We start from the raw sequence: 20,238 nt of genomic DNA, 5'->3' as shown, positions 1-20,238 counted from the left end.
ACTGTGCGCCCGCCACGGACTCTACTCAATCGGGCCCGACGCATGGGTCCAGTCGCCGGTGGCGGTGAGTTGGTCGGCGGGCCAGTTTTGGTAGCAGACCGGGCGGACGAATCGCCGCAGGCTCGCGTATCCGACCGAGGTGCTGTTGCCGTCCAGGCTCGCTGGGTAGGGGCCTCCGTGCTGGGTCGCAGGCCCGATTTCCATGCCGGTCGGCCACCCGTTGTGAACGATTCGACCCGCGAACTGTTCGGCGATGGGCAGCCATCGGGCAGTGAAATCGACATCGCCTGGGTCAGCGTGCAGGGTCGTTGTCAGTGAACCGTTGAATTGCCGGGCGACGGCGAGCATCTCTTCTTCGTCGTGGCAGCAAACCAACAACGATGCAGGGCCGAACGTTTCACAGTGGAGCAGTCCCTCGCGGTGCAACTTCTGGTTTCCGATTGCGGTCGTGGCGTCGGTCGCGAACCAGTGTGGTCCCCGATGCCAAGGGCCGTCACCCACGCCGCCCCGTCCGCCGTCGAAGAGTGTTCGCACCCCGGGCGTGGAACGGTACGTGGCGATGCTTTGGTCGAATGCCTCAGCAATCGAACCGTTCAGCAGCGGCAGTGGTGATTGCTGCGACATCACGCTGACGACGTGCTCGATGAACGGTTCGCTCTGCCGATCGAGCATAACCAACACGCCTGGCTTGGTGCACATGTGACCGTTGCCGAATCGCAGCGATTGAGCGAACCCGGAGGCAATCGACTCACAGTGATTCTCAATCGCGTCGGCGGCCAAGAAGACTGGATTGGTGCTGCCCAGTTCGGCAAAGATCGGAATCGGTTGCGGGCGTTTCAAGGCGACTTCGGCGAGGGCGCGTCCGCCGCCGGGGCTGCCGGTGAATCCGACTGCTGCGATCGCCGGATGCTCCACGAGTCGCCGCGACGTTTCCGGACGCCGACCATGCAGGAGGGCAAACGTGCCTGCGGGGAAGCCGAGTTCCTGCACCGCATCGGTAACGACTTGGCCGAGCAGGTCGCAGGTGCCGGGGTGCGACGGGTGTGACTTGACGATGACCGGGCAGCCCACGGCAATGGCGGCGACGAAATCGTTGCCGAGGACTGAGATCGCCAATGGGAAATTGCACGCGCCGAATACCGCGACCGGACCGACCGGAACGAGCCTCCGTCGCATCTCCGGGCGTGGCCGGACGACACCCGGAGCGGGCGAACGGTTGGGGTCGGCGGGATCGATCTGCCGCTGATCCCACCAAGTCTGCCGCGTCAATTCCGCGAAGAGTTGCAGCTGCGCATGGGCTCGCTGGAACTCACCGATCACCCGTTCGGGCAGGTAGCCCGTTTCGAGCACACATCGTTCGACAATTTCCTGTTCACGCTCGCTCATCCGCTCGGCGACGCGGTCGAGCAGTGCTCCACGGCGCTCCGGTGGGCACTCGGCGAGCCACTGCGAAGCCTGTGCAGCAGCGTCAGCAGTGGCGTCGATTTCCATGCCGCTCGCTTCGGAGAAACCGGGTGAAACCGGCTCGCCCGTCGCCGCGTTAAAGGCGTGGAAGAAGTCCCTATCGTGGGGTTTTTCGATCATCGTGCGTTCGTTCCTTGGGGAAAACGGACTGTGAGGAGTATGGCTAGAAGACATTGCGGCCAATCGCTGCTAAACTCAGGCCAAGACGCTAGCTTTTGACATTCTACGAAGGAAACCATCCAGTGACTGCGGATTTATTCGGTGCACGCGAACAGTTCGAAACCGGCTCGGGCAAGGCTGCCCTGTATCGACTCGATACATTGCAGAAACAGGGCTTGGGGCAGATCGACCGGTTGCCGTTTTCAATACGTGTGCTGTTAGAAGCCGTTCTGCGAAATTGTGATGATTTTCAAATCTCGCAAGATGACGTCAAGAATCTGGCGGGTTGGCAGGCCACAGCGGTGGCGCCGCACGAAGTGCCCTTCAAGCCCTACCGCGTCGTTTTACAGGATTTTACTGGCGTGCCCGCCGTCGTGGACCTCGCTGCGATGCGCTCGGCGATGCAACGAATCGGTGGCGATCCGAACAAAATTAACCCACTGATCCCTGTCGACTTGGTCATTGACCACTCTGTTCAAGTCGATTTTTTCGGCAGCGAAGGCGCATTGATCCGCAATGTTGAAATGGAATTCGAGCGGAACAAGGAACGCTACGAGTTCTTGCGTTGGGGCCAAAATGCATTCGATAACTTCACCGTCGTGCCACCCAATGTCGGCATCGTTCACCAGGTCAACCTGGAATATCTCGCCCGTGTGGTCGCGATTTCGAAGGACGAACACGGGCCCGTCGCAGTGCCGGACACCTTGGTGGGTACCGATTCACACACGACGATGATCAATGGTCTCGGCGTCTTGGGCTGGGGTGTGGGCGGCATCGAGGCCGAAGCGAATATGCTCGGCCAGCCACTCTACATGCTGATGCCAGAAGTCATCGGATTTGAGTTGACCAACGAGATCCCCGCCGGAGCGACCGCGACCGACATGGTGTTGCGGGTCGTTGAAATTCTCCGCAATGAAGGCGTCGTCGGCAAGTTTGTCGAGTTCTTCGGGGCGGGCATGAATGCGATGAGTGTCGCCGACCGGGCTACGATCGCAAACATGGCACCCGAGTACGGAGCGACGATGGGATTCTTCCCTGTCGACGATGTCACGCTGCAGTATCTGCGGCAGACCGGGCGTACCAAGCAGCACGTCGAACTCGTCGAGCGGTACTGCAAAGAGCAAGGCCTGTTCCACTACGATGATGGTCCCAAGCTCAACTACACCAAAACACTCTCGCTCGACCTGTCGACCGTCGTGCCGAGCATGGCGGGGCCGAAACGCCCGCAAGATCGCATTGCGCTTTCGGAGATGAAACGCGAGTTCGAAAAATCGCTGACTGCCCCCGTCGGCAAATCTGGATTTGGATTGTCATCGGCAGCGCTGAAACAGGTTGCCAAGGTGTCCGACAACGGGCACAGCAGCGAGATCACCCACGGCGCTGTCGTGATCGCCGCGATCACGTCCTGCACAAATACTTCCAACCCGTCCGTCATGATCGGTGCTGGCTTGGTCGCCAAGCGGGCGGTTGAGCGAGGGCTGAAAGTTGCCTCGCATGTCAAAACATCGCTGGCACCCGGTTCGCGTGTGGTGACGGATTACCTCAATCGCGCGGGACTGACCGAATCGCTCGATCAACTCGGATTCAACACGGTTGGTTACGGTTGCACGACTTGCATCGGTAACTCGGGCCCGTTGCCTGAAGCGGTAGCCAAAGCGATCAAAGAAGGTGACTTGGTTGCGTCGGCGGTACTCAGCGGTAACCGCAACTTTGAAGGCCGCGTCAATCCGTTGACGCGAGCCAACTATTTGGCCAGTCCACCGTTAGTGGTCGCCTACGCACTGGCGGGGACCACAGACATTGACCTGGTCACCGAACCGCTCGGCCAAGACAGCGAGGGCAAGGACGTGTTCCTGAGCGATATCTGGCCGACGGCCGACGAGATTCGCGAAACCATCGCCGAATGTATCAAGCCGGAGATGTTCACCAAGGAATACGATGCCGCCGTCAAGGGCAACGAGCTGTGGAACGCGATCGAAATTGCTGGCGGTGCACTCTACCCATGGCGTGAAGAGAGCACCTATATCCACCATCCACCATTCCTCGATCGAGTCACCGGCGACGCTGTCCCCGATATCGGCCCGATCACGGGCGGCCGTGTGCTGGCGTTGCTGAATGATTCGGTCACAACCGACCATATTTCTCCTGCCGGTGCGATTGCCACTGATGGGCCCGCCGGACGCTACCTGCAGGAGAACGGCGTACCCGTCCGTGAGTTCAACTCGTTCGGTTCACGCCGTGGTAACGACCGCGTGATGGTGCGTGGTACGTTTGCCAATATCCGCATTCGCAATCAACTCGCCCCCGGCACCGAAGGCGGCGTGACGCGTTACCTGCCGACCAACGAAGTGATGAGCATTTATGACGCGTCGATGAAGTATCAAGCCGACAACGTGCCATTGGTTGTGTTGGCGGGGACTGAGTACGGTACTGGCAGCAGTCGCGACTGGGCCGCCAAAGGCACCATGATGCTGGGCGTCAAGGTCGTCATCGCCGCGAGTTTCGAACGGATCCACCGTAGCAACTTGGTCGGTATGGGTGTGCTGCCGCTGGAGTTCGCCGATGACTCGACCTGGGAATCCCTGGGGATTACCGGTGAGGAAACCTTCGATATCGTAGACCTCTCCAACGATCTCCAGCCGCGTTCCTTGATCAACGTGATCGCCACGAAACCGGACGGCGAGAAGATGGAATTCGCTTGCCGCGTCCGTATCGACACGCCTGTGGAGTTGCAGTACTACCGCAACGGTGGCATCCTGCCGACCGTTCTGCGAAACCTGCGTGGCTAACCGATAGCGACGTGAATCCAGCGTGTCACCGCGCTCGCCAGAACGGGGACTCCACCCTCTGGCGACGGTGGCGATGGAGATTCGAGGGCGACGTTCATTCGGTGGCGATGTTGATTCGACGCGTTCATTGGGTTCGTCTTTCATTGGGTTCGTCTTTCGGTTGGTGATCGCGTGGTCTCTCCGCAGCTTTCGCGGAGCGTAAGGCGACTAACGTTTCCGCTTGGTTCCAACGACTAGCGTTGCCTTCATGAACGAACTTTCAATGCGTGCCTGGCTCGTCCCGCTATCCGAGAAGGTGCGCAATAGTTATTGGTTTGTTCCCTCGTTGATGGCGATCGGCTCGATCTTGTTGGCCTTGGTCACCACGACCATCGATGGCCGTATCGGGTCGGATTGGATGAGCAAAATCGATTGGCTCAACGCGAATCAGCCCGCGGGAGCCCGTGCGGTGTTGTCAACGGTAGCCGGGTCGATGATTACCGTGGCGGGCGTGACGTTTTCGATGACCATCCTCTCGATTTCTTCTGCCACGACGCAGGTTGGGCCGCGGTTGCTCAATAACTTCATGGCCGACAAGGCCAACCAGTTCACGCTGGGAGTGTTCATCGCGACGTTTTTGTACTGTCTGATGGTGCTGCGCACGGTTCGCAATGCTGAATCGCTACCACCAGGGGCGGACCGTTCCATGGACTTGGCGTCCGCATTTGTGCCTCATCTCTCAGTGATCGTGGGCGTGTTGATGGCGATCGCGAGTGTCGGCGTGTTGATTTTTTACATTCATCACATCCCCGAGACGATTCACGTTTCCAATATCATTGCGAACGTGGGGCGGCAACTCGATCACGCGATCGAGGGCCAGTATCCTGCACGAGTCGGTGCCTCCCGCGATACCGAGTGCGATGATGATCGCGTTTCGCTGCTGCCGCCGATGTTCGATGAGTCCGCCGCTCAGGTATGCTCGAGGGGAACCGGTTATTTGCAGTACATCGATGGCGACGCGCTGATCAAGATCGCCCAGAAGCACGACTTGGTCTTGCATGTGCAGCCCAGCCCCGGCGACTTTGTCACAGCGTCAACCGTGCTCATGCTAGCGTCACCTCGTGATCGAATCGATGAAGATCTCGGGCGAGAATTGGCGTCCCTGTTCATCAGCGGTGCCCAGCGTTCGGCATCACAAGACCTGCGATTTCTGGTCAATCAGTTGGTGGAGGTCGCGATGCGGGCGTTGTCGCCGGGTGTGAATGATCCGTTTACCGCAATCAGCTGCCTGCAGTGGCTGCAATCGGCACTCGAGGCGCTCGCCGATCGGGAGCTGCCCGCATCGGCTCGCTACGACGACGAGGGGAGGCTGCGGATGGTGGCCGCGCCAGTCACCTTCGCCGCATTCGCCTCGCTCGTGTTTGACCAGCTGCGCCCGTACGTGGCCGCGGATCGCAATGCGTCTGTCACGATGATGGAGATGCTTGGCAACCTGACTCTGCAGGTAACCCGCCCGCAGGATCGTCGATTGCTCGCCCGGCATGCCTGTGCGCTCCGCCGCGCCTGCGAGCAGTCCCAGAGCGACAGGCGGACTCTCGGTTTGATTTCCCGCAGATATCGCGAGGTGCTGCGACTTTGGGCCGATGCCGACCGGCGCGAGCGAGCCCGGAAAACGGGCCAGTGGATTCGGTGACAAAGATTGTCGCATTGGTACTCCGCTTGCATTAAACTGAGCCTCTCTAGTCCACCACCTTGCGGAGAGTTTCGATGAGTCCAAAGCGTAGCCTGTTACTGAGTACCTGCCTTGCCGCTGTGGTGGCCGTCCCCTTGCCCCTGGCAGTCGGCCAGGATGCATCATCGGGGCCAGCTCAGGCCAGTGACTCGAGCCCCAGTGGGATCAGTGACTGGGCGTTGGCCGGAGTCGTTTGGAGTGACGCGAGCCTGACTCGGAAACTGGCTACGGACGCACTCAGCCAGGCTCAGAGTGACGGGGCGGGGTCGCCCGCTCAGGAATCGCTGCAGCAGCTCGCTGAGCAATCCCAGCAAATCATTAAATCGCTCGAGCAATTCGGTTGGTCGCACAAAAAGAGCGATGCTGGCAGCGGGGCACCGGCTGCTGAGCCCGTCGCCCCTGTTGCCGACTTAGCTGCCGCTCCTAGCAGCGACGATGGCACGCCATCGACCCGAGACATCATGGCGGAGAAGATGGCGGCTGCTCGTGCGCGAGGCGAGGCCGAGGCTGCCGCGGCCAATCCGCTCAAGCCCCTGCCGACTCTGTCCAACCGGGTGAGCGAGCGAGCTGGGCAGACGTTGTCCGATACGCTCCCCTACAGTGCTGGCTCGATATACGACCATGGCGACTATCGCCCCGGTGGGAGCTATCTCTCGGATGCCCCGATGCCAGTCGATGCGTCGAAGGTCTACAGTGGCCAACTCGACGACATTGAGCGGGAAGTTGATCGAGAAAAGTCGAGCGCGCGTGCTAAGGCCGAACGCGAACTCGCGAAGAAGCCCAAGGTCGACCCCGCCGTGACCGCGGGGCTGCTCCGGCGGATTCAGATGGACGATTACACGACCACGCCGCAGCCCGAGACTGCGAGCTCGGGTGACCATGCTGACTCGCGCTGGGTTCAGTTCCGCCTCGAAGCCAATCAGTGGACCTATTCCCACGTCCAGGCGAGCGAGAGAATCCCAGCTGCCCGTGCGGCGCTGCGACAGCTGCAAGCAACGGCGATGACGGCTGGAAGATCCACCCAGGATGCCAGGCTGAAACAGATCTTGGCACCGATTATGAAGTTGTCGCTCTAAGCGCCCACGCGGCAGCTTTTTCGTTTTACCGCGTGGGGCACCGCCCCCCCGCGTGCACCCTGGATATCGCGGCACGCGTTCGGCGATCGCAAGCATGAGTGCCCGTGAAGTGCTGGCGGTGATTGCAGCGACATCTGACCCACGTTCAATGACGGGTCGCCGTTGGAAGCGACAGCGAGACAATCCAACGCGTCGAATTCAAGGTCGCTACGCTCGCCAAAGCGTGGGCTCCACGTCCCGGCGAACGTAGCGATTCGGTCTATTCATTCGCGGTCGCGAAAGGTAATCGCTCCGCCACGCTTTCGGCTACTTGTGTCGCCATGGCTGCATTCCCTGTTCCATTGAAGTGAACTCCATCGCTCGAGTGCCAATCGGGATGATGTTGGACGAGTCCGAATAAGTCGTCCGTCGGAACACCCGCCGATTTCATGATCTCGGCCGCGATATCGTTTCTTGCCGTGACGCGCTCGGTCCGTTCACTGGTTTGCTGCAGGTCGCCCTTGTTGCGAATGGGAGTGGATGTTGCCCAAATGAGCTCGGTGTCGCGGGCATGTTCCTTGAGGGCAGCGACCGTCTGACGCAAACCATCCCTGTACTGATCTTCGCTGTATCCCCAACCGTGGAGACCGTTGTTGAAATGAATGACAGCGAATTTGTATTGTTTCAGCAATGAATCAAGATCGTCAATAAACGTTGGGTCGGATATGCATTTGGACGTTGTCAATCGAGCACAGTAAGCCTTGCCACTGAGGTGCTTCTCAACGGCCCCAAAGTATCCTCGCGTGATCGAATCGCCGACGAACAGAACCCGAGGCAGGTCGTCTTTGTCGGCATCGGTGACCCAGATGTCGATCCATTCAATTCGCTCCCGAACCGGATCCTCGGCGGGTAGCGAACGGGAGAACAACGCAGCGGTCAGCAAAGCGAAAAACAGTGGCTTCATAGCAGTCATCAGTCTGGGCGTGGAGTGGTTGAATGGAGTGGTTCCCAAGCGGTTTTCGCTCGTCTCAGGGCCAGCGTGCTGGGGTGATGCCGCCGCCACCAGGCAATCGATCGGCGCCGCGGCAAGGGATTTTTGAACAGGATAATCGGATGAGTGGTGAGGAACGGCTGCACCTGCCGTTCACGATTCACGGCGGAAAAATCTCAGGACCGACGTTAGCACCGCGACGAAGCCAAACAGTGGCAGTGCGGCAATGATCAATTTAGGTTGGGCGGCGACAGCGACGATGGCGACCACTCCCAGGACCGCAAGCCCGGGGGGGAACCATCGAGCGGGGCGTTTCAGGGAGTCCCAGGCGAACCAAATCGCACCGAAAACCAGCCCGATGCGAGTCATCGATGCGATCATGAAACCACTCGCTGAAGCCGATCCCGAGAGTTGCTCGAGTCCGCCGCTGAACCTGGCGACCGCAGCGGCTAACAGGCAGGCTGCAGCCGCCAGCCCCGCAAGATACCGGTGACTCGGGCCAGTGGAGTTGCCGCCCGTGGGCTCGGTGCCGCGATTTCGGGATTGCTTATGATTATTTGGCATTGCCACGCAGAAGGGAGGTTCGGAACAGATAGACTCGGAGATTATACTAGTCTCTCGGTCGTCACCACCTCGCCCTATTCTCTCGCCTGTTGAAATATGAATTCTCGGTCTCGGAAACCCATTCGATACGGTTTTCTTCGGAATTTCAAGCAATTTCTTGTCGTTTGCTCGTTCGCTATGCCGGCCGCCACGCTCATTTGCCTCGCGATACCGATCGCTCAGGCGGATGATCCGCCACCAGCAGCCGCACAGATCAAGACAAAATCAGCGACCGCACCGGCACGCAAGCCACTTTTTGATGGGAAATCAATCACGGGCTGGAGTAATCCCTATGAATGGGGGGAGACGCAAGTGGTCGATGGCGAACTTCACCTGACGGGTGAGCGAAAATACTTCTTGGTCACCGACCAAGTTTTTAACGATTACGAGTTCGAAGGCGAAATCAAACTCCCCGAAGGCAAATCCAATAGCGGGTTCATGGCTCGTGGCCAGGTCGAACCGAACCGCGTCTACGGCTACCAGGCCGAAGCCGACCCAACGGAGCGCCGGTGGTCGGGCGGGTTGTACGACGAGGGCCGGCGACAATGGCTCAATCCACTTTGGAAGCAACCTGACGCGCAGGCCGCTTTTGATCGAAATCGCTGGAACCGCTACCGGATCCGCTGCGTGGGCAACCACCTCCAGTTCTTCGTCAATGAGGTGCCGACGACCGACTACTTCGACCCCGTTGATCTGGGCGGTCGGATCGGACTACAGCACCATGGTGAGAAAGGGCAGATGGTGCGATTTCGCAATCTGACCGTCCGCGAGATCGGCAAGCATCATTGGGTGCCCCTTTTCAACGCCGAGATCGCCAGCGAGCCCGCGCCCGAGGGTGAGATCATCCCGGGTTGGAAATCCGTCGGTGGTGGCACCTGGACCGTCGTCGATGGCGTCCTGCAGGGCCGCGCCAGCATCGAGGCACACGAACCGAACGGGCTGCTGTACTGCACGCGGCCATTCGCCAACGCCACGTTCCGAATCGTTTATCGGTTCACCGAAGGCAACAGTGGCTTCTTTGTCCGCAGCAAAATCACTGCTGCCAACCCCTTCGTGGCCGGCGTCCAGTGCGAGATCGATAACTCCGATGCGGTGGGCGGTCTGTATCAAACCGGCGGCAAGGGGTGGATTGCCAAGCCACTGCACTATCTCGATACGCGATTTCCGCCGGATCGCCGCGACGTCGTCGCCGCGCGATGGAACCTGGCCCGCCAAGGTGTCTCCGGCGCAGGTCTCAAGGCTCAAGCACCCGCTGAATCCACGACGGACAAGCCTGCGGCGGCCGAACCTACGACCGCACCCTGGCAAACGATGGTCGTCTCGGTACACGGCAAACGCATCGTGACACATTTGAACGATTGTCTCGCCGCTGATTTTGTCGTCGACGATCTGGCTGATGCCGGCACGATCGCCTTGCAACTGCACGGCAATCAAAACCTTGAAATCGACTTTCGTAGCATCGAAGTTTTAGAACCGGTTCGTCAATAAAAGGCTCATTGCCCCAGCATGCGTTGCACGCGCGCCCGTTCTTTGGCAAGGGCCGGTCCAGGGATCGGCATGGGCTCGAAGCTGGCCGATGGCTTCAGTTCCTCGTCGGCTGGGATCGCTCGCCAGCGAAGATTGCGAAACCAAACGGGATGGCCATGATCCTGTAGCCAGAGCTTGCCACCACGCCCCGTGAGGTCGCCGCCGCGGATCGTGAGCAGCTCCACCATCGCAGCCCACTTCGGGTCCGTGTAATCAAAATCGAGTACCTTCTCACCGTTGAGCCAGTGCTGGATCACGGACCCCTTGCAGATCACCCGGGCGGAATTCCATTGCCCCACTGGCTGGGTCGCATCCTTGGAGGGGGCCATACAAAAGAATAGCGATGCTGCCGCCTGACGCGGGTTCTCACCATAGGGGCTGCCAATATTATCGAGGACCTGATACTCAACCTGCCCCGGTCGGTAATAGATGCCACTGTTGCAGCCGGGTGATACTTTCCAATCAAAACGCAGCTCAAAATCGTTGGGAACTGTTTGCTGATCGTATGTCAACGGGCCGCCGTCAGCAGCGCGATGGAACGCACCCTCCTCGATCTCCCAGTTGCCCGTCTGAGTCCATCCGTTGAATGTCTCTCCATCGAACAAGGACACAAACGCCTTGGAACGTTCCTCGTCGCTCAGGCTGGTTGGGTCGCCGAGGCCAGCGTTTGTCGTTGCGGGCGACGGATCGACAATCGCCTGGGAGTCTTGGCCATGCACAGACAGGGATACTGTCGCAAGCAAAAGGAAACAGGCAACACGTGAGAAAGGCATCGGGTACAACGCGGGTGACATTCGTGATTTCAACAATAAGACGATATCGAATGGGGAATGTTCCATTGTCGCAGCGGCACAAGCGACAAACAAGTTCCCCTAAGGACATCAGGAACAATAAGTGACGGGTTTACCGTAGTGGATCTTGTTAAAGATCCTGTTCTGGATGGATCTTTAACAGACGCGCCCGACAAAAGTCTCATGCTACCAGCATCTTTCGTGGGCGAGATGCGTTGCCTTTTGCTGTGTGGATTTAGCTTTTTTCTTCGAGCGGTCGGTTAGTCAGTGAAAACCATCGAACTACCTACGCAGCAAAGACTTTTCGACCCGTTCGAGGGCGTCATCGGCCCCATGGGGCGAAAGATGATCGACAACGGATGGCAGGGCCTCCTTCGCGACGTGCTCTTGGAGCAGATGCCCATCGGCCTCGTCGGTGAGCATCTCAGTGACGATCAAGGACGACCAACCTTTGAGTTGCACGCGATCATCGCGCTCCTCTGGATCCGTGACTTTCAAGGTTGGACTGTCCCCCAGGCCCACGAAGCACTGCTGTTCCGAACCGACATCCAGTACGCACTGAACCTGGAGCCAAGCACCGAAGTCACTCAGCGAACCATTGAACGCTACATCGCTCGAATGCAAAGCAACGAGAAGATCAGTGAGGAGATCTTCGCAGGCGTTACCGACACCCTGCTGCAAAGCATGGAAGTCAAAGTCAAAAAACAGCGTCTCGATTCCACCCATGTGCTTAGAATACCAGGAACAATAAGTGACGGGTTTACCGTAGTGGATCTTGTTAAAGATCCTGTTCTGGATGGATCTTTAACAGACGGAACCGACATTAGGTGGCTTTGCTGCGGGCGACTTTTTTTGGTGGTGCAAAATTTTTTAGCTGGGGCCTCTCTGGAGGCCCTGGTTTGACTGTCGAGGAGTCGCAGGCTCTACATGAACCGTCGTCCTAGTCGCCTATTGCCCCTGTTTTTCCTAGTTAATGGCCAATTGGAGCGAATTCTTTCGCTGGCGGCGCATTGCCACCGCTCGAAGCAGATTCCAACCGGCCAGCTTCAGTAGGATCGAAAGCTTCACCGCATTGTGGCCGCGAACGCGGAGCCGACCCAAGCCCATCATTCGCTTGAGGCAACCGTTGGTCCCTTCGATACCCGACCGCCAACGGTACCTATCGCGGAACTCGTCGCTCTGCTCGTGGCGACGACGCGCGTCGGCTCGAACCGCACTGCCGGTAAATTGAATGCGGCCGGTCGGCTGCTCGGTGTCCCGATTGCGTTGAACGCGGCAGTGTGCAAGCAGCGGGCAGTGCTGGCACTTCTCGGGATCCATCTGTGCGAAAGTGTAGTCGCCTTTGGCGTTGTAGTTGGTCGACTCGGGAGCGTGACCAGCCGGGCAAGACTCCAGTTCACCGGCGCAGTTGAGCTTGAATTGGTCGTAGCCGATTTCATCAGCATCGTACTTCTTCGAGCCTGGCACCGGAGCGACCAATTCGACGCCTTCTTGCTTAGCCGACTCGACGTTGGCGTCGCCACCGTAAGCGGTATCAGCCAGCAGTTCGTCTGGCATGACATCCCGCTTTTTCAAGTCCTCCAACACCGGCGAGACCGCATCGGCGTCGTTGTCCGCAGCGGTTTCGACTTTGGCCGAAGTAATCAAGTTCGGCTCGCCGTCTTCGTTGAACGTCTCGGCGATTTGAACCTGGTATCCGGCTCCTTTGTGACCGCTGTAGGTCGCGTCGGGATCCGACGGATTGACGATCACATGGCCGCCGGTTTTCTTGCGAACTTCGACGAATTCTTCCCGAAGTTCGCACTGCTGGTTAAAGATCGTTTGCAGTTGTTTGAAGGAGTCCCAGTCGCAGATCGGTTTGGTTTCGGTTAATTCATTGAGGATTAAGCAGAGGTCTTCGGCGGCTTGCTGCAACGCAATTTTCCGCTGTTCGGTAGTGCGTGCGTCGCCAAAGATTCGGCTGTCGGATTGCTTGCGGTAGCGGGCCAAAAGCTCGTCGTCAAATCGGTCGATCAGCCTAGCCGAACCAGACTGAGCGTCGTGCTTTTCGACTTTCTTGAAGAACCGCCGCAGGGCCACGCCGATCATTTGGGCGCGTCCCAGGGTGGCCATGTCGCTGAGCACATGGGTGGAATCGAGACGCTGTTTTTTGACTTTGACTTCCATGCTTTGCAGCAGGGTGTCGGTAACGCCTGCGAAGATCTCCTCACTGATCTTCTCGTTGCTTTGCATTCGAGCGATGTAGCGTTCAATGGTTCGCTGAGTGACTTCGGTGCTTGGCTCCAAGTTCAGTGCGTACTGGATGTCGGTTCGGAACAGCAGTGCTTCGTGGGCCTGGGGGACAGTCCAACCTTGAAAGTCACGGATCCAGAGGAGCGCGATGATCGCGTGCAACTCAAAGGTTGGTCGTCCTTGATCGTCACTGAGATGCTCACCGACGAGGCCGATGGGCATCTGCTCCAAGAGCACGTCGCGAAGGAGGCCCTGCCATCCGTTGTCAATCATCTTTCGCCCCATGGGGCCGATGACGCCCTCGAACGGGTCGAAAAGTCTTTGCTGCGTAGGTAGTTCGATGGTTTTCACTGACTAACCGACCACTCGAAGAAAAAAGCTAAATCCAGACAGCAAAAGGTAACGCATCTCGCCCACGAAAGAAGCCGGTAGCATGAGACTTTTGTCGGGCGCGTCTTAACAAGATCCACTACGCCAGTTATTGATCACGCGTTGCTTAGCGAGATGGCCAACTGCGCCGGTGAACTGGAGTCTTGCCCGGCTGGTCACGCTCCCGAGTCGACCAACTACAACGCCAAAGGCGACTACACTTTCGCACAGATGGATCCCGAGAAGTGCCAGCACTGTCCGCTGCTTGCACACTGCCGCGTTCAACGTAATCGGGACACCGAGCAGCCGACCGGCCGCATTCAATTTACCGGCAGTGCGGTTCGAGCCGACGCGCGTCGTCGCCACGAGCAGAGCGACGAGTTCCGCGATAGGTACCGTTGGCGGTCGGGTATCGAAGGGACCAACGGTTGCCTCAAGCGAATGATGGGCTTGGGTCGGCTCCGCGTTCGCGGCCACAATGCGGTGAAGCTTTCGATCCTACTGAAGCTGGCCGGTTGGAATCTGCTTCGAGCGGTGGCAATGCGCCGCCAGCGAAAGAATTCGCTCCAATTGGCCATCAACTAGGAGGAACAGGGGCAATAGGCGACTAGGACGACGGTTCATGTAGAGCCTGCGACTCCTCGACAGTCAAACCAGGGCCTCGAGAGAGGCCTCGGCTAAAAACTTTTGCACCACCCAAAAAAGTCGCCCGCAGCAAAGCTACCTAATGTCGGTTGCGTCTGTTAAAGATCCTGTTCTGAATGGATCTTTAACAAGATCCACTACGCCAGTTATTGATCACGCGTTGCTTAGCGAGATGGCCAACTGCGCCGGTGAACTGGAGTCTTGCCCGGCTGGTCACGCTCCCGAGTCGACCAACTACAACGCCAAAGGCGACTACACTTTCGCACAGATGGATCCCGAGAAGTGCCAGCACTGTCCGCTGCTTGCACACTGCCGCGTCCAACGCAATCGGGACACCGCGCAGCCGACCGGCCGCATTCAATTTACCGGCAGTGCGGTTCGGGCCGACGCGCGTCGTCGCCACGAACAGAGCGACGAGTTCCGCGATCGCTACCGTTGGCGGTCGGGTATCGAAGGGACCAACGGTTGCCTCAAGCGAATGATGGGCTTGGGTCGGCTCCGCGTTCGCGGCCACAATGCGGTGAAGCTTTCGATCCTACTGAAGCTGGCCGGTTGGAATCTGCTTCGAGCGGTGGCAATGCACCACCAAGAAAAGTCGCTCGCAGCAAAGCTACCTAATGTCGGTCGCGTCTGTTAAAGATCCTGTTATGGATGGATCTTTAACAAGATCCACTACGCCAGTTATTGATCCCGCGTTGCTAAGGCGGCTACTCTCCATCTGGAAATGCTTCGGCTGCTTGTTGACGCACCGCCGAATTTTCATGTTGACGCAATTGTTTGATGCGGCCGTCCCCCAGCCAGTCCTCGTTGACGTCACCCGCTTCGATAGCGGCGAGCAGACGCTCGATGCGAGGAACGGTTCGTAGGAGGGCATCGATTGCCAGAGCTCGATTCGGCGGGTTCAGGTTTGGGAGGGCAGCGAGAATCGCTTGACCCGCTTCGGCGGCCGGCATATCGGACAGACCACTGACGGCCCCCTGTTGCAATTCAGCATCGGCATTCGCCAAATAGCCCGCCAACTGTTCGCCATGCGTCGCCCAGGGAGCGATCGCGATCATGCGCAGCGCATCATACCGTGTCCCTGAGCGAACTTGGACATCATCAGACATCTCGGAGGCTTGCAAGATCGCTTGATTCCAACGCGCAACGAGCGGGCCGTTGCCAGAGACCAGACGGAGTACACGATCAAGTGGCCAGTCACCTGTTTGGCTGATTCCGTTGATCAATCCACCGCCCAGGACCACGGCCTGCCAGTCAGCCAATGGTTGATTTCGTTGAGGCAGACTGACGTCCAAAATGTTCAGGAGTTCGGCAGACTGATTTCGCTTTCCCGCAGCAATCGCCACTCGCCATATCCACGGGATCCGGCGGTATTGTTCCTCCATGTTTTCAGGCATGTCGGATGTTAACGCCGTAATCATCTGGGCCGAATACTGGGGCCATTTTGCGATGAGTGCTTCACGCTGTTCGTGTGCCAACCGATCGTCGATCAGTTTGCGAGCCAGCTGATAGGCTTCCGAGTCGGCGCCCTGAACGTAGGCCAGGATGTTCGCCATTTCTTGTTTGCGAATGTTCTGCTCGAGTCCTTCAGGCATCGCCGATTTTCCGGTCGCATGCAATTCCTGCAATTGGTTCCTCAGTAGAACCCGCTGCTTCGCTTCCTGTTCTAAAAGCGTGACGCTGGAGGCCGTTTCGCTGACAATTTGACCTGACACGACGTGTCCATCGTCCATGAGGGCTGTGTAATTCTGGTACCGAGCATCAACGTCCTGGTTCGGGTTCAAGATCGCCGTCAGTAGGAAGTCGGTGGACAAAGAAGTCAGTGCGGATAGGTCCGGGCCAACTTCGTGTCCCACGCCGTCCAGTTTGTGGCAAACGCTGCAGTGCTTTTCAAAAAGAGCTTTTCCTCGCTGAGGATCCGCTGGAAGTTCGGCAACATCGAGCCATTGCGCAACGAGTCGTTCTCGATCACCTCCGGTTCCATCCCCCAACCACTTCATGGTCAAGGAGCGGGTGTCGGGAGACTGGCGTTCGATGAAGCGTTGCCGATCATCCGCCGAAAAATCACTCGCATAGAGAACACCGGACTGCAGCCCTGATAGGGTGGACGCGTCCCAATCGGGGTGCCCGAGCAGTGTGCGAATGAGTGCCCTGCGAACGTCGGGAGTGGCGGAACCCATGCAGGAGAGCAATAGCTTGCCGCCATCGGAGCTGCCACGTCGGCCGATGGCATGAACCGCAGCGATCTGACGATCGTTCGAAAACTGCAGGTCAATCAATCGGGCGATTTCGGAGGAGGTTTCGAGCGGCTGTTCCATTTCATCCTGAGCGCCGTCGGCTCCGAGCAACCCTTGGGAAACCGGACCGAACTTGCGCCCGAGCAGCTTTAAGGCGATCTCGGCCTGGCTGTCTGAGATGCCTGGGTCAAGAATCCGCTCTCGCGCAGCAGAAAACATCGATCGAGTCGCTTGTTTCTGAGGCACTTTAATTTCGATCTGGATCTTCGCGGATCCTGGGTCGCTGCCCAACGGGTTGCCAGCGGGATGGACAATCGCCAATTCACCGATCGCGGCGCGACGGTCGAGTCCGTCGAGTAACTGTGCAAAACTCTCCAATTGCCACCATTGCCACTCTCCTTCGAGGTTGAGTATCTGCTTGAGGGCGGATTGAATTGCGGGTCCATCTCCGATCCCCGCCAGCGTCGCAACCACTTGAGGGCCGATCTGCCGACGCGAGTTTTCGTCTGCCAGTATTTGCTCAGCGATCCGGCCGACGTTGTTGGGCGTCAAAGAACTGAGTGCCGCGGATTGGAGATATGGGTCTGATTCCGTCGCGAGTTTCGCCAATGGGCTGGTCACATCAACGGATGGCATGAGGGCAAGCGAATTGGCGACTTGCATTCGGACGGCAAATGAATTGTCGTTGGCAAGTTCAAGCACGGCCGTCGAAACTTTGGGATGGGTCAGAACGCTCTCGCTCATTCGGGTCGCATGCCGCCGGACATCAGCGTTGGAATCGGATAATGCGAACAGGATTGCGTCGCTTGATAACCGATCGAGCCCGTCAAGAGCGGCCAGGGCTTGGACGCGGACAGCAGGATTCTTGCTCGCCTGAGCAATGTGCCGTAGTTCTTCGCTCGCATCCTTGGCATCACGCCACAGTAGCATTTGGTGAACCAGATCGCGGACGACGCCATTGTCTGAGTCGATGGCTTTGGCTAATTCTTGATTGTTCAGGTGGCTCAATAAAGGTTGTCTTGGGGCGGATTGGGTGGCGGGAACAACTCGATAAATTCGTCCCATGCCCTGGCCGGCAAACACATCGAGATCGGCCAAGGTTTCATCCGGGATCCATTTGGGGTGTTCGATCACGTAGCGATACATGTCCACCACCCAGAGTCCACCGTCGGGACCGGTTCTGGCTTGAACGGGCCGGAACCAGCGGTCACTTGAGGTTAAGAATTCGGTGTCTTGTTCGTCGGCTGCACGATGCCCTCGAAACGTTGCCCCCTGTTGCTGGAGGATCTGTCGATAGACCAATTGATTCACCGGCTCGCAGGTGAATGAATTGTTGCTGTAGTCCAGCCCGAGATAGTTGTCGCGATAAATCCCGATCCCGCAGGCCGCCGTCGCACGCCCCGGTGCCCCGGACAGTCGAAACAGAACCAAGTCGCTCGCGGGAAATAGCTTGTTCGCGTTTTCTCCGGCAGGGACACTCAGCGAGGTCGCCGGGGGCGCTACGAATGGGTTGCGTTGCAGGTAACGATCGACAACCGGGTAGTGACGGATCAGGTTGCTGTTGTCACAGCCAAACCAGTTGCCAAAATCATCGCGGGTTCTGCCTTGTTGGCTACGCCCCGTCACCGGTTCGATCACTCCTGCATCGGGCTTGATTCGGAAGTCTCTTCCGGAAACATCCACGACGATACCTTGTTGGTTTGAAATCGATCCACCAAACAACCCGCCTGAGCCATACAGCCAATTATCGAGTCCCCAACGCAGGCTGTTGACACGTGCCTGGCCATTGTGTGTTGCAAATCCTCTGAACAGCACTTCGCTGGTTTCCGCTCGTCCGTCTCCATCTCGGTCGCGTGCAAAGAGGATGTTGGGCGCATCGCAGATCAGCGCGCCGTCTTGCCAAACTTTTACATCCGTTGGGTATCGAAGCCCGTCTAGAAACACGGTCGAAGATTCGTAGAATCCATCGCCGTCACCATCCTTCAGGACCCGCACTTCTCCCGTGGGGGCAAACTCCTCTTCGATCCCATGTCCATAGTCAGACATTTGCACAACCCAGAGAGTCCCATCGGGGCCGAAGTCGATCGCCACGGGGTCAGCGATCTGCGGCTCACTGGCGACCAACTGAACTTCCAGTCCCGCGTGTGTCTTAAATTTCTGCAAGGCCTCCGCTGGTGATGCCGAAGGAATCCCGTTGGTTCGGCTTGGCGGCGATGCGTTCGATTCGTTCTCGCGAAATGCGGTTCCATCCAGCCGGATTGAATCGTCAGGGCTCGTGTTGGGGTTGCCAACTTCGGCGCTGCTAGGCGTCGTCGCAGGCGGTTCAGCGGCCCTCAGGTCACCGAACATAACCGCGGCCTGGGCACAGGCGATGAACGCCAATGCAGCTGCGACGGGAATTGAAAACGAGGCGGCACGGTCGCTAATCGCATAGCGCAAGCAAGGGCGAATCGTAGACATGCGAGTCATTTAAGGTAGGAGGGGCTGGGCCCTTGGGCTTGGCGACGGCGGAAGCGTCTGAGAAAGCTTCCCATCACGACTGAGAACACTTTGGGCAGATTCAGGCTCCCAGAACATCTCATCCATTGTTGCCCAATCCAACCCCATCCAATGAGCGAGGTGAGCAGGTTTGTCAGGTATTCTGATGCCGTTCGATTCGGGGGGCATGCCCGAGGGTGGTCGCTCAAGGGAGGCTCACATGCGCGTGCTCGTGCCCTGGGTCAGGGCCATGAAGGCGGATTCGAGATCGAGTTCCTCTTCGGAGAACCGACGTAGGCCGATACCGTTCTCGATCAGTAGTTTGGGTAGCTCGCTATAGTCATCAGTGTGGCTGTTCAAGATCACCCGCACGGCGTCATCGCCAGGCTGGGTGGACCGCACGAGCGGATGATTTTCGAATAGTTCACCGATCCGCTGCATTTGGTCGCGTTGACTCGGCTGGATAATCAACACGGTATGTTCACGGACCATCCGGATGACTTCGGTTACCTTGGCGTTCTGTTTCAACTCGCCGCGGTCGATGATCCCAACTTTGTTACAAACGTCCGCCAGCTCGGGCAAAATATGGCTGCTGACGATCACGGTTTTGCCCATCTCACCGAGTCGTCGCAACAGGTTCCGCATCTCGATCCGGGCGCGAGGGTCAAGGCCGGACAAGGGCTCGTCCAGCAAGAGGACTTGCGGGTCATGTAGCAGCGTTCGCGCGAGACCGAGCCGCTGGGTTTGCCCGCGGGAGAGCGTGTTGGCAAACGCATCTCGTTTGAAATCGAGATCGACAATGTCGAGCATTTCGTTGACGCGTTTACGGCGATCGAGGCCGTTGATCCGGTAGGCGGCGGCAAAGAATTCGAGATACTCGACGACGGTCATGTCGTCGTAAACGCCGAAGAAGTCGGGCATGTACCCGACCAAGCGGCGAATCTCTTTGGGCTGCGTGTGGACGCTGTGGCCACACACATAGGCTTCGCCCCAACTCGGTTCGAGCAGTGTCGCGATGATTCGCATCGTCGTGGTCTTGCCAGCCCCGTTCGGGCCGATGAAGCCAAACAGATCGCCCGCTTCGAGGTCCAAGTCGATGGCGCGGATGGCGAACGCGTCGCCGTATTTCTTGGTCAAGTCAACAGTTTTGATCACGACGATTCTAGCCGGGCAGAGAGATGATGAAT

General features: G+C 58.3%; 14 protein-coding genes. 7 read left to right on the top strand and 7 right to left on the bottom strand.

Annotated features, from left to right (window positions below):
* Nucleotides 1-21 precede the first annotated feature (21 nt).
* Nucleotides 22-1,584, bottom strand: coding sequence for an aldehyde dehydrogenase (NADP(+)) (locus SH410x_RS26525; protein ID WP_473672339.1), 1,563 nt, complete (start codon nt 1,582-1,584; stop codon nt 22-24).
* A 122-nt stretch (nt 1,585-1,706) separates the two neighbouring features.
* Between SH410x_RS26525 and acnA the strand changes: the two genes are divergently transcribed.
* The 3 genes from acnA (at nt 1,707) to SH410x_RS26510 (ending at nt 7,199) form a co-directional block, all read left to right on the top strand.
* The gene (gene acnA / locus SH410x_RS26520; RefSeq protein ID WP_473672337.1) at nt 1,707-4,412 is read left to right on the top strand and encodes an aconitate hydratase AcnA; all 2,706 of its coding nucleotides are present in this window, start codon (nt 1,707-1,709) and stop codon (nt 4,410-4,412) included.
* Nucleotides 4,413-4,659: 247 nt separating this feature from the next.
* Nucleotides 4,660-6,084, top strand: a complete 1,425-nt coding sequence (locus SH410x_RS26515; RefSeq protein ID WP_473672335.1) for a DUF2254 domain-containing protein — start codon at nt 4,660-4,662, stop codon at nt 6,082-6,084.
* A gap of 74 nt (nt 6,085-6,158) precedes the next feature.
* A complete protein-coding gene (locus tag SH410x_RS26510) occupies nt 6,159-7,199 on the top strand; it encodes a hypothetical protein (RefSeq protein ID WP_473672333.1) in 1,041 nt (346 codons plus the stop codon).
* A 259-nt stretch (nt 7,200-7,458) separates the two neighbouring features.
* Here the strand turns inward: SH410x_RS26510 and SH410x_RS26505 are convergent, their stop codons facing one another.
* Together SH410x_RS26505 and SH410x_RS26500 are read right to left on the bottom strand one after the other, a co-directional pair.
* Nucleotides 7,459-8,142: an SGNH/GDSL hydrolase family protein gene (locus tag SH410x_RS26505; RefSeq protein ID WP_473672331.1), complete on the bottom strand. Its 684-nt coding sequence runs from the start codon at nt 8,140-8,142 to the stop codon at nt 7,459-7,461.
* A 180-nt stretch (nt 8,143-8,322) separates the two neighbouring features.
* Nucleotides 8,323-8,733 (bottom strand): hypothetical protein, encoded by a 411-nt coding sequence (locus SH410x_RS26500; RefSeq protein WP_473672329.1) that lies wholly within the window; start codon nt 8,731-8,733, stop codon nt 8,323-8,325.
* Nucleotides 8,734-8,910: 177 nt separating this feature from the next.
* Here SH410x_RS26500 and SH410x_RS26495 point away from each other — a divergent pair, with 177 nt between their 5' ends.
* Nucleotides 8,911-10,260 (top strand): 3-keto-disaccharide hydrolase, encoded by a 1,350-nt coding sequence (locus tag SH410x_RS26495; RefSeq protein WP_473672327.1) that lies wholly within the window; start codon nt 8,911-8,913, stop codon nt 10,258-10,260.
* 5 nt (nt 10,261-10,265) lie between these two features.
* On the opposite strand, the gene SH410x_RS26490 is transcribed toward SH410x_RS26495, so the two are convergent.
* Nucleotides 10,266-11,093: a 3-keto-disaccharide hydrolase gene (locus SH410x_RS26490; protein WP_473672326.1), complete on the bottom strand. Its 828-nt coding sequence runs from the start codon at nt 11,091-11,093 to the stop codon at nt 10,266-10,268.
* Between the two features lie 264 nt (nt 11,094-11,357).
* On the opposite strand from SH410x_RS26490, the gene SH410x_RS26485 reads away from it, so the two are divergent.
* On the top strand, nt 11,358-11,993 hold the full coding sequence (locus SH410x_RS26485) for a hypothetical protein (RefSeq protein ID WP_473672324.1): 636 nt from the start codon (nt 11,358-11,360) through the stop codon (nt 11,991-11,993).
* Between the two features lie 63 nt (nt 11,994-12,056).
* On the opposite strand, the gene SH410x_RS26480 is transcribed toward SH410x_RS26485, so the two are convergent.
* Nucleotides 12,057-13,673 carry a transposase gene (locus tag SH410x_RS26480; protein ID WP_473668332.1) on the bottom strand — a complete coding sequence of 539 codons (1,617 nt, stop codon included), beginning with the start codon at nt 13,671-13,673 and terminating at the stop codon, nt 12,057-12,059.
* A gap of 153 nt (nt 13,674-13,826) precedes the next feature.
* Between SH410x_RS26480 and SH410x_RS26475 the strand changes: the two genes are divergently transcribed.
* Entirely contained in the window at nt 13,827-14,276 is a 450-nt protein-coding gene (locus tag SH410x_RS26475) for a transposase (RefSeq protein WP_473672322.1), read from the top strand.
* Nucleotides 14,277-14,508: 232 nt separating this feature from the next.
* Nucleotides 14,509-14,973, top strand: a complete 465-nt coding sequence (locus SH410x_RS26470) for a transposase (protein WP_473672320.1) — start codon at nt 14,509-14,511, stop codon at nt 14,971-14,973.
* A 70-nt stretch (nt 14,974-15,043) separates the two neighbouring features.
* Here SH410x_RS26470 and SH410x_RS26465 read toward each other — a convergent pair whose 3' ends face one another.
* Nucleotides 15,044-19,033 carry a PVC-type heme-binding CxxCH protein gene (locus tag SH410x_RS26465; protein WP_473672318.1) on the bottom strand — a complete coding sequence of 1,330 codons (3,990 nt, stop codon included), beginning with the start codon at nt 19,031-19,033 and terminating at the stop codon, nt 15,044-15,046.
* A gap of 234 nt (nt 19,034-19,267) precedes the next feature.
* The gene (locus tag SH410x_RS26460; protein WP_473672316.1) at nt 19,268-20,206 is read right to left on the bottom strand and encodes an ABC transporter ATP-binding protein; all 939 of its coding nucleotides are present in this window, start codon (nt 20,204-20,206) and stop codon (nt 19,268-19,270) included.
* Nucleotides 20,207-20,238: the final 32 nt, after the last annotated feature.

It is taken from the genome of Rhodopirellula sp. SH410, from assembly GCF_055811895.1.
This window is presented reverse-complemented; position numbering and strand designations above follow the sequence as displayed.

Coding starts and splice junctions, on each gene's coding strand:
- SH410x_RS26525 (WP_473672339.1), bottom strand. CDS start 1,584: ATGATCGAAAAACCCCACGATAGGGACTTCTTCCACGCCTTTAACGCG.
- SH410x_RS26515 (WP_473672335.1), top strand. CDS start 4,660: ATGAACGAACTTTCAATGCGTGCCTGGCTCGTCCCGCTATCCGAGAAG.
- SH410x_RS26510 (WP_473672333.1), top strand. CDS start 6,159: ATGAGTCCAAAGCGTAGCCTGTTACTGAGTACCTGCCTTGCCGCTGTG.
- SH410x_RS26505 (WP_473672331.1), bottom strand. CDS start 8,142: ATGAAGCCACTGTTTTTCGCTTTGCTGACCGCTGCGTTGTTCTCCCGT.
- SH410x_RS26500 (WP_473672329.1), bottom strand. CDS start 8,733: ATGCCAAATAATCATAAGCAATCCCGAAATCGCGGCACCGAGCCCACG.
- SH410x_RS26495 (WP_473672327.1), top strand. CDS start 8,911: ATGCCGGCCGCCACGCTCATTTGCCTCGCGATACCGATCGCTCAGGCG.
- SH410x_RS26490 (WP_473672326.1), bottom strand. CDS start 11,093: ATGTCACCCGCGTTGTACCCGATGCCTTTCTCACGTGTTGCCTGTTTC.
- SH410x_RS26475 (WP_473672322.1), top strand. CDS start 13,827: ATGGCCAACTGCGCCGGTGAACTGGAGTCTTGCCCGGCTGGTCACGCT.
- SH410x_RS26470 (WP_473672320.1), top strand. CDS start 14,509: ATGGCCAACTGCGCCGGTGAACTGGAGTCTTGCCCGGCTGGTCACGCT.
- SH410x_RS26465 (WP_473672318.1), bottom strand. CDS start 19,033: ATGTCTACGATTCGCCCTTGCTTGCGCTATGCGATTAGCGACCGTGCC.